Raw genomic sequence first — 14362 nt, forward strand, 5'->3', positions numbered from 1 at the left:
CGAACCGAGCTCCCATGTCCATCCACGTCGCGCTGCATCACACCACCCGCTATCGTTACGACCGGCTCGTCAACCTCGGCCCGCAGGTCGTGCGCCTGCGGCCCGCGCCGCACTGCCGGACGCCGATCCTCGCGTACTCGATGACGGTCGAGCCCGCGCAGCACTTCATCAACTGGCAGCAGGATCCGTTCTCGAACTATCTCGCGCGGCTCGTGTTTCCGGAGCGCACCGAGCACTTCGAGATCACGATCGATCTCGTCGCCGAGATGTCGGTGTACAACCCGTTCGACTTCTTCCTCGAAGCCAGCGCGGAGCAATACCCGTTCAGCTATGACGACGCGCTGAAGACCGAGCTCGCGCCGTATCTCGTGTGCGATCCGCCGACGAGCGCGTCGCCGCTGTTCCGCACGTATCTCGACGGCGTCGACCGCACGCCGGCCGGCACCGTGAACTTTCTCGTCGCGCTGAACCAGCAACTGCAGCGCGACATCGGCTATCTCGTGCGGATGGAGCCGGGCGTGCAGACGCCCGAGCAGACGCTCGAACTGGCCTCGGGCTCGTGCCGCGACAGCGCATGGCTGCTCGTGCAGCTGTGCCGCCACCTCGGCATCGCCGCGCGGTTCGTGTCGGGCTACCTGATCCAGCTGACGCCCGACGTGAAATCGCTCGACGGCCCGAGCGGCACGTCGGTCGACTTCACCGACCTGCACGCGTGGTGCGAGGTGTACCTGCCCGGCGCCGGCTGGATCGGCTTCGACCCGACCTCCGGCCTGCTCGCCGGCGAAGGCCACATTCCGCTGGCCTGCACGCCGCAGCCGACCAGCGCCGCGCCGGTCGAGGGGCTGATCGACGAGTGCGAGGTGTCGTTCGAACACGAGATGACCGTGACGCGCGTGTACGAATCGCCGCGCGTGACGAAGCCGTACACGGAATCGCAATGGGACGGCGTGCTGGCGCTCGGCACGCAGGTCGACGGTGCGCTGGCGGCCGGCGACGTGCGGCTCACGCAGGGCGGCGAGCCGACCTTCGTGTCGATCGACGATCGCGACGGCGCCGAGTGGAACACCGACGCGCTCGGCCCGACCAAGCGCGGCTATGCGACCGAACTCGTGCAGCGGCTGCGCGCCGAATACGGCGATGGCGGGTTCCTGCATTTCGGGCAGGGCAAGTGGTATCCGGGCGAGCAATTGCCGCGCTGGGCGTTGTCGATCTTCTGGCGTGCCGACGGCCAGCCGGTGTGGCACGACCCGTCGCTGTTCGCCGACGAGCGCGAGCCGTCCGCCTATACGACCGACGACGCGAAGCGCTTCATCGACGCGCTGGCCGCACGGCTGAACCTGACCGGCGAATTCATCCGGCCCGGCTACGAGGACGTCTGGTACTACCTGTGGCGCGAACGCCGGCTGCCGGTCAACGTCGATCCGTTCGACTCGAGGCTCGACGACGAGCTCGAACGCGCGCGGCTGCGCAAGGTGTTCGAGCAGCAGCTCGACAGCGTGGTCGGCTACGTGCTGCCGGTCAAGCGCACGGACGATGTGGACGGCCGTGATCGGCCGGGCCTCGACGGCCCGCGCTGGCAGACGGGCCCGTGGTTCTTCCGCGACGAGCGGATGTACCTCGTGCCCGGCGATTCGCCGATGGGCTATCGGCTGCCGCTCGATTCGCTGCCGTGGGCGAGCCGCGCCGACCATCCGTATCTGGTCGAGCGCGACCCGTTTGCGCCGCGCGACGCGCTGCCGGACGCCGCCGCGATCCGCGCACGCTACGCCGGCCCGTCCGATGCGCCGCGCTACCTGTCCGGCGTGCATCGCGAGGCAGCCGCGCAGACCGTGATGCAGTGGCGCGACGACGGCACGGCCGGCAACGGGCGGCCGGCCGCGCGCGACCCGGGTCGCGCCCCCGAGCGCTTCGAGTCGGCCGCGTGGATCACGCGCACCGCGTTGTGCGTCGAAGTGCGCAACGGCATCCTGTACCTGTTCATGCCGCCGCTTGCCGCGCTCGAGGATTATCTCGACCTGCTCGGCGCGATCGAGCTGACCGCGCACGCGCTGGGCGTGAAGCTCGTGCTCGAAGGCTATCCGCCGCCGCGCGACGCGCGGCTGAAGCTGCTGCAGGTGACGCCCGATCCCGGCGTGATCGAGGTGAACATCCATCCGGCCGGCAACTTCGACGAGCTCGTCGATCACACGGAATTCCTGTACGACGCCGCGTGGCAGTCGCGGCTGTGCAGCGAGAAGTTCATGGTCGACGGCCGCCACGTCGGCACGGGCGGCGGCAATCACTTCGTGCTGGGCGGCGCGACGCCGGCCGACAGCCCGTTCCTGCGCCGCCCGGACCTGCTCGCGAGCCTGATCGCGTACTGGCACAACCATCCGTCGCTGTCGTACCTGTTCTCCGGGCTCTTCATCGGGCCGACGAGCCAGGCGCCGCGCGTCGACGAAGCGCGTAACGACCAGCTCTACGAGCTCGACATCGCGTTCGCGGAGATCCAGCGCAACAAGCTGCTGTTCGGGCAGGACATGCCGCCGTGGCTCGTCGACCGTGTGCTGCGCAACCTGCTGATCGACGTGACCGGCAACACGCACCGCAGCGAGTTCTGTATCGACAAGCTGTATTCGCCCGACTCGTCGACCGGCCGGCTCGGCCTGCTCGAACTGCGCGCGTTCGAGATGCCGCCGCATGCGCGGATGAGCATCGTGCAGCAATTGCTGCTGCGCGCGCTGGTCGCGCGTTTCTGGGCCGCGCCGTACACGACGCCGCTCACGCGCTGGGGCACCGCGCTGCACGACCGCTTCATGCTGCCCGCGTTTCTTCAGATGGATTTCGACGACGTGCTGACCGAGCTGCGCGACGCCGGCTTTGCGTTCGATCCGGCGTGGTTCGCGCCGCACTTCGAATTCCGCTTCCCGCTGTTCGGCCAGATCGCGGTGAACGGGATGCAGCTGTCGCTGCGCGGCGCGCTGGAGCCGTGGCACGTGATGGGCGAGGAGGGCGCGCCCGGCGGCACGGTGCGCTACGTCGATTCGTCGGTCGAACGGCTCGAGGTGCGCGTGACGGGGCTGAACGACAACCGGCACGTCGTGACGGTCAACGGCCGCGCGCTGCCGCTGCAGCCGACCGGCACCGTCGGCGAATACGTCGCGGGCGTGCGCTACAAGGCGTGGTCGCCGCCGTCCGCGCTGCATCCGACCCTCGGCGTGCACGCGCCGCTCACGTTCGACATCGTCGATACGTGGCTGCAGCGCTCGCTCGGCGGCTGCCGCTATCACGTCGCGCATCCGGGCGGGCGCAACTACGCGACGTTCCCGGTCAATGCATACGAAGCCGAGAGCCGCCGGCTCGCGCGCTTCGTCGAGATGGGGCACACGCCGGGGCGGATGGATGTCGCGGCTGCCGCGCCGAGCCGCGAATTCCCGTTCACGCTCGACCTGCGGCGGCCGTGACCGGACGATGACGACGCGGATGACGATGCGCGGTTCGCGATACCCGGCGGTTCCGGTCGCTGGCGGCCCCGCCGGAATGCTAGGATGCGGGCAGATTGCGGCCGCGCGCCGCAGCCCGCTGCCCGGGTGGCGGCGCGTGTGCGCGGCTGTGCCCTGACGACGGAACGATATCGTGCCGCCCATTGACACCGATCATCTCGCCGCCCTCGACGCGATGCCCACGCTTTTCGATACCGGCGCGCAGCCGGATGCCGCGGAACTGGCCGCCGCGCTCGCGGCGCCGGCTGCCGCCGGCCGTTACGACGAACTGCGCGGCAGCGCGGCGGGCCTGAACGCGCCCGCGCTTGCGCCCGCATGGCGCAGTTTCTTCACGTCGATCGGCAGCGACGGCGTGGCCGACCTCGATCGCCGCGCCGACGCGCTGCACCGGCGCATGCGCGAGAACGGCCTGTTCTATCAACTGCACGAGCAGCGCGCCGGCGACGGCGCGGCCGGCCCGTGGTCGCTCGACCTGCTGCCGCTGATCGTCACGCCCGAGGACTGGGTCTCGATCGAGCGCGGCGTGCTGCAACGCGTGCGGCTGCTCAACGCGACGCTGGCCGACCTGTACGGGCCGCAGACGATCCTCGAGCGCGGGCTGCTGCCGCCCGCGCTCGTCACCGGGCATCCCGGCTACCTGCGCGCGATGCGCGGCGCACGCGTGCCGGGCGATACGTGGCTGCACGTCGTCGCGTTCGATCTCGCGCGCGGCCCGGACGGGCAGTGGCGGATCGTCGCGCAGCACACGCAGGGCCCGGCCGGCCTCGGCTACCTCCTCGAAAACCGGCTGATCGTGTCGCGGCTCTTTCCGCGCGGGTTTCGCGGGCTGCGCGTGCAGCGGCTCGCGTCCGCGTACCGCGCGCTGCTGCAGAGCATGCAGGCGCTCAGCCCGACTCGAAAGAATTCGCGGATCGTGCTGCTCACACCGGGGCCGCACAGCGCGACGTATTTCGAGCACGCGTATCTCGCGCGCTACCTTGGCCTTACGCTCGTCGAAGGCGGCGACCTGACCGCGCGCGACAACCGCGTGTTCCTGAAGACGCTGAGCGGGCTCGAACCGGTGCACGGCATCCTGCGGCGCGTCGATGACGCGTGGCTCGACCCGCTCGAACTGCGGCCCGATTCGATGCTCGGCGTGCCGGGGCTGCTGCAGGCGGTGCGTGCGGGCAACGTGCTGCTCGCGAACGCGCCGGGCTCGGGCTTCCTCGAATCGCCGGCGATGCTCGGCTTCATGCCGCGTCTCGCGGAAGCGCTGCTCGGCGAAACGCTGACGCTGCCGGCCGTGCATTCGTGGTGGTGCGGCGAGGCGGCTGCGTGCGACGACGCGCTGCCGCAGCTCGCACGCGGCATCGTCAAGGCATCCTATCCACCCGACGTGCAGGAAGGCGGCGCATTCGAGCCGGTGATCGGCGCGCGGCTCACGCAGGCGCAGCTGGCGGAATGGCGCGCGCGGATTCTCGCGCGGCCCGAACATTACACGGTGCAGGCCGACCTGCCGTTGTCGCAGGCGCCGACCTGGCCGCGCCACGACGCACCCGACAGCAACGGCGGTGCACGCATCGTGCCGAAGCCGGTGCTGCTGCGCGTGTTCGCGCTCGCCGACGGCGCGCAGCGCTGGCGGCTCCTGCCGGGCGGGCTGTCGCGGGTCGGCACGCGCGACACGCTGTTCAACGCGCCGATGCCGCGCGGCGGCAGCACCGTCGATACGTGGGTGATGACCGAAGGCATCGTCGATTCGACGACGCTGCTGCAGACGCACCTCGGCCCCGACGACCTCGTCGAACGCCCGCGCGCGATCGCGAGCCGCGCGGCCGAGAACCTGTTCTGGCTCGGCCGTTATACCGAACGCGCAACCAACCTGATGCGCCTCGCGCGCGCGGCGCTCGAACGGCTGCGCGGCGAGGACGACGTCGACAGCCCCGCGCACCTGGAACTGCTCGACACGCTGTGCCGCGATACGGGCCTGATCGCGGCCGACGCGCCGAACGCCGTCGATGCGCCGCGTGCATTCCAGCACACGCTCGCGACGTCGCTCACGCGCGGCGCGGATCGCACGTCGGGCATTGCGTCCTGCCTGTTCGGCATGCGTGGCGCCGCCGCCGCGATCCGCGAGCGACTGTCGAGCGACCAGTGGCGGCTGATCGACGACGCGACCCAACTGTTCGCGGACAGCGCCGGCCAGCCCGAAGCCGAAGAGCAGATCGGCAACGAGGCGCTGCAGTTGCTGGAGCGCCTCGGCCTGCTGCTCGGTGCGATCACGGGCGCGCAGACCGACAACATGACGCGCGACGACGGCTGGCGGCTGCTGTCGATCGGCCGGCAGATCGACCGGCTGGATTTCCTCTGCAGCGTGCTGAAGGCGGCCTTCGACGAGGGCGCGGTGCACCGGCAGGACGGCTTCGAGCTCGTGCTGGAGCTGTTCGACAGTACGATCACGTTCCGTTCGCGGTTCCAGCGCGGCTTCGACGTCGCGCCGCTGCTGTCGCTCGTCGTGCTCGATACCGACAATCCGCGCTCGCTCGGCTGGGTCGTGCAGGCGCTGCGCGGCCGGCTGACGAAGGTCGAGCGCAGCGAAGGCTACGCGCTGTCCGAGCTGGCCGAGACCATTCCCGACGTGCCCGCGTGGTCGCTGCACGAGCTGTGCGAGACCGCCGACGGCGGCCGGCACGACAAGCTGCTCGAGGCGCTCGACACCACGGTGAAGGCGGTCTGGGAGTTGTCGAACCGGATCGGCGAACGCTATTTCAGCCACGTGCGCGAAGCGGGCAGGACGTTATGGTGACGACGAAAGGCGCGGCGAAAGCGCCGCATGGTTCCGGCAATGCGCGGAACGCATCGACACCGGCAGCAAAGCCCGCTGTTGCGCCCGGCCGGTTGCTGCGCGTCACGCACGACACCGAATACCGTTACGCGGCGCGCGTCGAATCGGCGCAGCACCAGGCACGCCTGCAACCGCTCGTCACGCCGCGCCAGCAGGTGCTGTCGTTCGCGCTCGACATCGATCCCGCGCCGGAGTCGGTCGGGACCGAGATCGATGCGTTCGGCAATGCGCGTGCGTCGTTTGCGTTGAACCAGCCGCACGATGCGCTGCTCGTGCGCAGCCGCAGCACGGTACGCGTGACACCGCCGGTGTGGTCGCGCGGTGCGCGCGGGGAGCCGCCGCCCGCCATCGCGAGACCCGACCCGAAACAGGCGATGGCGTGGGAAGCCGTGCGCGATCGCTTGCGGTTTCGCGCGGGGCAGCCCTACGACGCGGCGAGCGAATTTGTGTTCACGTCGCCGCATGTCGCATGTGATCCCGAACTCGCCGCGTACGCGGCGTCGAGCTTCACGCCGCAACGGCCGCTCGTGCAGGCTGCGTGGGAGCTGATGCGGCGCGTGCATGCCGATTTTGCATATACGCCGAACAGCACCGACATCACGACGTCGGCGCTCGACGCGCTGCGCTTGCGCAAGGGCGTATGCCAGGATTTCGCGCACGTGATGATCGGCGCGCTGCGCTCGCTCGGACTGGCCGCGCGTTACGTGAGCGGCTACCTGCTCACGCAGCCGCCGCCCGGGCAGCCGCGCTTGATCGGCGCCGACGCGTCGCATGCATGGGTCGAGGTGTACGACCCGGCATGGCCCGAGGACAACGGCTGGCTGCAGCTCGACCCGACCAACGATCGTGCGCCGGGCGACGACTACGTGATGCTGTCGATCGGCCGCGACTATGCGGACGTGACGCCGCTGCGCGGCGTGATTCGCGGCGGTGGTGCGGATCAGGAGTTGAAGGTCGGCGTGACGGTGGAGCCGCTTGATGCCGATTGACGCGGGTTCGCCGATCGGAGCGGTCGGTTGTTGATCGCGTGTCTGCAGGCGCGTACGTTCGTGACGGCTGCGAACCGGACGGTCCATGCGCGCGGCTCGGAAGACACTTCGTACTCGACCGTGAGACATGACCGGAAAGTCACGTGTCATTCCGTTCGATTGAATCGGACGAGTTCAATTCTGTAGGAAAAGAGAAAACTGCACTTGTGCGCTGGTGCCCGGATTTCCGATGATCCGAATCTGCGTTCACGTCGCGTCAGCCTGAACGGCTGGCGGCGGAACGGCAGAAAAACACCAAATCGCGCGCAGGAGCCAGGGTGACGCAGCTTTATCCCGATCATCGATCGGCGACGGATGAACCCGTCGCACGGTCGATCGATGCCACCGAGTCGGACAGCATCGGAACGCCACGCAAGCCTCCACCGATCGTCGTCGGCCGAGGCGATGGGGTGTCGATGTGGACGAAAGACACTCGGCTGATCTGCATCAAGCAAATGCCGTTGCCCGGTATCGTCATCTTCGTCCATGGTGTGAATTCCGAAGGCGAATGGTTCGAAGCCGCCGAGCAGGGGCTGTGCGATGGCCTGAATCGCCGGCTCGGCCGCCTGGACGATCAATTGATGTATCACGGCATCGACGCCGGGCAATTGGTGCCGGCGAAGTACACGGAAAGCGTGACGCCGGACGGGTTTTTGAATCCGAAGCTGCTTGCGGACAACTACGTCAAGCCCGATCCGTCGTTTTCACCGGTCATTCATTTCCGGTGGGGCTATCGGGCGACAGCCGAGGAACTCAAGGAATACGGCGACAAGATTTTCCTGAACGAGAAGGACTATTGGGGCGGCGGCCCGTTCACGAACGGTTGCGCGAGCCTGCCCGATCTCTGGCACGGCGGCCTCGACGACCGCGCGGCCGGGTGGATAACCGTGCAGGGCATCAATCCGACCAACCGGCCGCTGTATCGCGCGCCGCCCCGCGCATATGGCGTGCTCGCAGCCTTGCGTCTCGCCAAGCTGATCGAATCGATTCGCCGCATGCAGGCCGACGTGCCGATCACCGTCGTGTGCCATAGCCAGGGCAACATCGTGGGCCTTGCCGCGGCTTTCTTCGGCGATGCGCTGCCCGACGTCGAAGATCCGTGGGGACGTAGCGGGCATTGCGTGGCCGACGCCTACGTGCTGGCGAACGCGCCGTACAGTCTTGCGCGTGCGGACGGTCCGAATCCCTCCGATACGTTCATGGATACCTGGTCGCAACGCGCGACCAAGGACAGCGAGGGCCGACGCGGACGGCAGACCTACGCCGCGCGCACGAAGACGTTCGGCAAGTTTCTGTCGATCATCGGCACGCGGAAGGCCTATGAACTTTCCGCAGACAAGATCGATGAAGACATGGCGAACGAACGGGTATCGCCGTCCAGCAAGAAGTCTTATGCAGCACAAGACGATCGGGTATGCCACGGCCTGAATGGATCGACGTATGGTCGCGTCACCGCGTATTGCTGTCCGCACGATCAGGTGATTTCGGCGATCACGGTTCAGGGCATCGGCTGGCGCGGCATCGACAAGCACGAACTGAACGATATCGGTGTCCCCGGCGTGCTGACGCAGCGCGTCTTTGCCTCCGGCTTCCACGTCGGCGTGCAGAAACAGTATCGGTATCGGGAGGATGACTGGCGGCATGTACAGAAGGGAAAGGCGTCGGGCTTCTGGTATCCGCCTTCGCCGCCTGCAAAATTCAATCTCATCGGTGCGCTCAAGGGAAACGAGTCCGTGTTCGGGGTGGCGGCCACGCTTGCATCCGCGCCGATCATGTTTTTCGTGACCCAGATCAGCTCGGCATTGAATATGTTCCGCGTGAACGCCAATCCGCCGAAGGATTGGGCCGTGGTGGCGGACGCGCCGGCACTCGACGAACCGTTTACGCCGAAGGCGTTGCGGTTCGGCAAGCCCATCGAAACGAAGGACGGCAATGCGACAAGCGACTTCAACGAAGGCAACGATCCGCCGGCCGCATGGCGCGACGCAAGCAAGAGCGAGGCAGACAAGCGCGCGGACGATCCCTACGATCAGTACAACGCGAAGAACGACGATAGCGTCGCGCAAGGTACGGCGGAAAGCGAAGCCGGACAGCGTTATGAGGACCGCGCGTTGATGCGGATGGAGGCGCGGCGAACGCTGAATACGGAATGGCTCGATGGTGATGGCCACGTGATCGGTGAGGACGGCAAGAGCGAAATGCCGGAGGGCTACAAGGAATGGCGCGACAAGCAAATTGTCGACTGGCTTGATCGTGGTTCGACCAACAGCCCGACGAACCATTCCACGACGATGACCAATCCGAAGCATGCGAAAAAGGCGCTTGCGTACGATGTGGCGATCGGGGTTTGCTATCTGACGCCGGATCAACTCTACGACTTGCGGATCGAGGCGGATTGGCGGATGGGGGACGGCATTCCCAATGGCAATCCGAACAAGAAGTACTACGACTATTTTGCGTCAGGAACGCTCGATAGAACGCCCCTCGATGAATGGGTACATGCCGAGAAAAGCGAAGCCAAGATTCCCTCCGCGATCGTGGACGAACGCGAAGGACAAGTCTATCTCAAGGTCGGGGGCGCGATTTGAAGATTCTGATTTCTACATGGCCTCGACGTGTCGCCGTTGCGGTCGCAGCGTGGATGATCGCAGCCGTACTGATGGCGCACGTTGAGCAACCCGACTCGACCCAATTCGAAATAGGAGATTGGATGAAGCGATTTGTAGTAGTGCCGAGTCTGATGGCACTCGTGGCGTTTCTGTTCACGACGGCCATGGTCCGTTCGGTGCATTCCGCACCCGCCCCTGAGCCGATAGCGAACGCAGTTCGCGCAGTCGAAGAGCCGGCGAAGCCATTCGTTGCGCAGGTCGTCGGCCTGATTTGGTTGAACCCGTTGCAACGCATGGACTACCCGACAGAATGGCAATTGCTGTGGACCCAAGGGTTTGCCGCGCCGAACAAAAGCGATGACATGGTTCGAACCGATCCTAGATCCTTTGCGACGCTTCAATCAATTGGCGCACTGGTGTACGGCAATCGCGGTGAGGAGACATTCAAGGGCTTCTATGCCAAGTACATTGATAAATTCATCCTGCTCATACGCACCCGTTATATCAGCAACGCAAAATATTTCTACACGGTGAAGCCCGAGAAGCAAATCGATTGGCGTGAACTCGCTGGTATCCGGGTCGAAATTGCCATTCCACTTCGCCTCGACGCGGCCTATGCCCGATCGCGCATGATCGATCGGATGATGAACTTCTTCGAGATCGGCCCGCCGTCACCCAAGACTTTGTGGAGCCGCGACACGCCTCCCGACGTACAAATCACGCAAGGCGGCCCCAACGCCGGCTTCACATCGCTGAACAACGCATTGGACTACTTGCAGGCGAACCCCGACAAGAGCGTCTGGGTGATGAACTGGGACGCACCCAACTTCCCGCCCACGGATGCACAGATCAACGAGAATCTGGTCGCGCTGTTCCTCGCCGGCCCAGCTTTCAAAACCGAGCGCGAACCGCTCGCCTGGATCGGCAAGGCCGCAAGCGGCAATACGCATGATTTTCCGCAGAAGGTCGGCACGACCCGCGCCGTGCAGGCGTGGAAGGCGACCATCGACCAGGCGTCACGCAATGCAGGCGTCGCGGTCCCGGATCTCCATTACATCGTTCACGACGCAGGCAAGGGCAGCGATGCATCGTCGGCACGTCTTGCCTCGCTCTCCCGGACCTTGACCGAAACCCTCCCCGAATACGACCACTCGAAGCAGGCATTCAACACGACCGCGCTACTCGGCGACATGGGAACCGGCAGCGCATTGACCGACGTCGCGCTCGCCATCGGCCGGATCAATCACTTTGGCGGCAATGCACTCGTCGCCGGCACGACCGATCCGGACCACCCGGTCGCGGTCGTCGTCCTGCCGCCGTCGAAGCTCACGGCGATCGATCCCGACAAGGACTGGTTCCGCGCACGCGGCGGCAACAATGCCTACCTGCCGTGGTGGGGACGCCGACACGATACGAATTACGGCATGCAGGGCTATTCGTGGTGAGCTCCGCTTGTGCGACGACCGGCCGGTTTGACACCCCCGATGCGCGTCCCACCAGGGCGCGAGACCCTGCCAACGCTTTAAGTCTTCGTTAATTCTGCACGCCTAGCATGGTGATGCCGGCGAACGGCTCGGACCCCGGTCCGGCGAGCCGGCGGCACGCGCGGGTGCGTCGACGTCACGGCGCCGCACCGTCGCGCGTCGCCATTTTCATGCACCGGCGGCAGATCATGATCAAAAACTTCGACTACATGCTCGGCAACGAGACGATCGAGCTTTGTGCGAGCTTCGGCGCGGGCCCGGCATTCCGCCGCGTGCTCGTGAGCCGCGCGGATTCGATGGAGACGCTCGTGGTGCTCGACGCGCGCGGGCTGTCGGGTCTGCTGAAGGTCGCGACCGAAGAACCGGAAGGGCTGCTCGACGACGCGATCCGCAAGGTCGGTGATGAACAGCTCGTCGAGCGGGCGATCAACGGCCGGACGATCGTCGAAGCCGCGCTTTGATCGGGCGGCGCGTGAGCGTGCCGGCAGGCACGGCAACACGCGCCGCGTCGCGTGACGTCGCTCAGGCGGCGAACCGGTCCGTCGCCGCGACCAGCGCCTCCAGAATCCCCGGCTCGTTGTACGCGTGTCCGGCACCCGGTACGATTTCGAACGTCGCGTCCGGCCACGCCTTCGACAACTCCCACGCGGTGCGCGCCGGCGTCGCGACGTCATAGCGACCCTGCACGATCACGCCCGGAATGCCCGCGAGGCGATGCGCGTCGCGCAGCAGCTGGCCTTCCTCGACGAAGCCCTTGTTCACGAAGTAGTGATTCTCGATCCGCGCGAACGCGAGCGCGTAGTGACCGTCCGCGAAGTGCTCCGCAAGGGCGGGGTCGGGCAGCAGCGTGATCGTGCGGCCTTCCCAGATGCTCCACGCGCGCGCGGCTTCGAGCTTCGCGGCTTCGTCGGTGCCGGTCAGCCGGCGATGGTAGGCGGCCATCAGGTCGCCGCGCTCGGCTTCCGGAATCGGTGCAAGGAAGGCTTCCCACAGGTCGGGGAACAGCCACGACGCGCCTTCCTGGTAGTACCACAGCAATTCCGCGCGACGCATCGTGAAAATGCCGCGCACGACCAGTGCGCTCACGCGCTCGGGATGCGTTTCGGCATAGGCGATCGACAACGCGCTGCCCCACGAGCCGCCGAACACGAGCCACTTTTCCGCGCCGACCATCTCGCGCAGCCGCTCGATATCGGCGACCAGATGCCACGTCGTGTTGTTCTCGAGGCTGGCGTGCGGCGTCGAGCGCCCGCAGCCGCGCTGGTCGAACAGCAGGATGTCGTAGCGCTCCGGATCGAACAGGCGGCGATGGTCGGCGCTGCAGCCGGCGCCGGGGCCGCCGTGCAGGAACACGGCGGGCTTGCCGGCCGGGTTGCCGCAGCGCTCCCAATAGATGTGGTGGCCGTCGCCGGTGTCGAGGTGGCCGTGGGCGTAGGGTTCGATCGGTGGGTACACAGGCAGGCTCCGGGTGAAGGTCGACGGGAGGGCGGACGAGGCGCGGGCCGTTGTGCGGGCGGGTAAGGTACTGCGAATGTTGCTGCGCCGCAAAATTCGTTGCGTGGGCATCGGACCGGCCGCCGCCGGACAAGGCTTGTCATTATGCCCATTCGCCGCGCCGGGCGTCGGCTCGTTCGGGCGCAGCGTCGTTGGCGGGGTGTGTCGCGGCGATTTTTGAAGTAATTTCATTCGGATATTTTTCACACAAAATCGCGGCGACGTGTCGGCGGGCCAGTCGGGCGCCGACCGAGTCCTCTTCCTTTACCGTGCCAACGGAAACCAGCCGATGAACCATCGCGTCACGCAGTTGACCGGGTTGCGCGCCGTCGCGGTCGCGATGGTGGTGGTCGGGCACGCCGAGCACGTGCTGCCCGGCGGCTACACGGGCTGGTATGCGCCGTTGCGGCTGATCGCCGACGGCCGGCTCGGCGTGCTGATCTTCTTCGTCCTCAGCGGCTTCCTGATCACCAACGTATTGCGCGCCGAGTTCGCGCGCACGGGTGGCATCGCGCTGACGTCGTTCTACGTGCGCCGCGCGCTGCGGATCTGGCCGGCCTGCTACGTGTATCTCGCGGCGGTCGCGATCATGGCCTTCGCCGGCTGGTTCGACGTCGACCGCCGGCAGTGGCTCTATGCGGCGCTGCACCTGTGGAATTATTCGGCATGGTTCGGGCTGACCGGGGACAACGTGATGCATCCGGACGGCGCGTGGTATCTCGGCCATTTCTGGTCGCTCGCGCTCGAGGAACAGTTCTACTGGTTCTGGCCGCTGCTGTTCGTGTATGGGATGCGACGCGGCGGCACACGCTGGCTGGCCGCGTTGATCCTGGTCGTGCCGCTGGTGCGCGCCGTGACGTATTTCGTTGCGCCTGCGCTGCGCGGGCAACTCGGGATGATGCTTCACACGGGCGTCGATTCGATCCTGATCGGCTGCTATGCGTCGCTCAACCGCGAACGGCTCGAAGCGTGGGTTCGGACCTGGCGTGGCGAGGCGCGCATCGTGACCGCGATCATCGTCATCGTGCTGATCGGCATGCCGCTTGCCGAACATCGGCTCGGCGGGTTCTGGAATGCGACGTATGGCGTGACGCTTGAAGCCGCGTTGATCGCGATCGTGATCGTCGTGCTGAATTTCCGTAGCGAGTTCTGGTGTGCGCGGTGGTTGCGTGCGCGGCCGGTCGTGTTCGTCGGCACGATCTCGTTCAGCCTGTATCTTTGGCAGCAGCCGTTTGCGAATCCGGATCTGGTCGTGCCGCATGCGTTTCCGCTCGGGATCGTTTGGGCGCTGCTGGCTGCGACGGCCAGCTACTTTCTCGTCGAGAAACCGTTCCTGCGGTTGAAGGATCGTTATTCGGCGCGCGAGGCGCGACGTGTGCGTGATGATGCGCTGCGGATGCCGGCTTCGGGTGAGGCGATCGGAGCGAAGGTGGCGGAGTAGGCG

General features: G+C 66.6%; 8 protein-coding genes. 7 read left to right on the forward strand and 1 reads right to left on the reverse strand.

What is annotated here, in order from left to right:
* The first annotated feature begins 14 nt into the window (after nt 1-14).
* From LXE91_RS31160 to LXE91_RS31185, 6 genes are all read left to right on the forward strand, one after another.
* Nucleotides 15-3443 (forward strand): transglutaminase family protein, encoded by a 3429-nt coding sequence (locus LXE91_RS31160; protein WP_039357155.1) that lies wholly within the window; start codon nt 15-17, stop codon nt 3441-3443.
* Between the two features lie 214 nt (nt 3444-3657).
* Nucleotides 3658-6264 carry a circularly permuted type 2 ATP-grasp protein gene (locus LXE91_RS31165; RefSeq protein ID WP_039357383.1) on the forward strand — a complete coding sequence of 869 codons (2607 nt, stop codon included), beginning with the start codon at nt 3658-3660 and terminating at the stop codon, nt 6262-6264.
* A complete protein-coding gene (locus LXE91_RS31170; protein WP_039357153.1) occupies nt 6258-7292 on the forward strand; it encodes a transglutaminase family protein in 1035 nt (344 codons plus the stop codon). The genes LXE91_RS31165 and LXE91_RS31170 overlap by 7 nt, the downstream gene beginning before the upstream one ends.
* Before the next feature lie 455 nt (nt 7293-7747).
* Complete coding sequence (locus LXE91_RS31175) at nt 7748-9919, forward strand: T6SS effector phospholipase Tle3 domain-containing protein (protein WP_095145787.1); 2172 nt, start codon at nt 7748-7750, stop codon at nt 9917-9919.
* 122 nt (nt 9920-10041) lie between these two features.
* Nucleotides 10042-11385, forward strand: coding sequence for a hypothetical protein (locus LXE91_RS31180; RefSeq protein WP_039357150.1), 1344 nt, complete (start codon nt 10042-10044; stop codon nt 11383-11385).
* 227 nt (nt 11386-11612) lie between these two features.
* Nucleotides 11613-11885, forward strand: coding sequence for a hypothetical protein (locus LXE91_RS31185; RefSeq protein ID WP_039357377.1), 273 nt, complete (start codon nt 11613-11615; stop codon nt 11883-11885).
* A 61-nt stretch (nt 11886-11946) separates the two neighbouring features.
* Here the strand turns inward: LXE91_RS31185 and pip are convergent, their stop codons facing one another.
* Nucleotides 11947-12879 (reverse strand): prolyl aminopeptidase, encoded by a 933-nt coding sequence (pip, locus tag LXE91_RS31190; protein ID WP_039357147.1) that lies wholly within the window; start codon nt 12877-12879, stop codon nt 11947-11949.
* A 328-nt stretch (nt 12880-13207) separates the two neighbouring features.
* Here pip and LXE91_RS31195 point away from each other — a divergent pair, with 328 nt between their 5' ends.
* Nucleotides 13208-14359: an acyltransferase family protein gene (locus LXE91_RS31195; protein ID WP_039357144.1), complete on the forward strand. Its 1152-nt coding sequence runs from the start codon at nt 13208-13210 to the stop codon at nt 14357-14359.
* The last annotated feature ends 3 nt before the right edge of the window (nt 14360-14362 follow it).

It is taken from the genome of Burkholderia contaminans, assembly GCF_029633825.1.
Lineage (GTDB): Bacteria > Pseudomonadota > Gammaproteobacteria > Burkholderiales > Burkholderiaceae > Burkholderia > Burkholderia contaminans.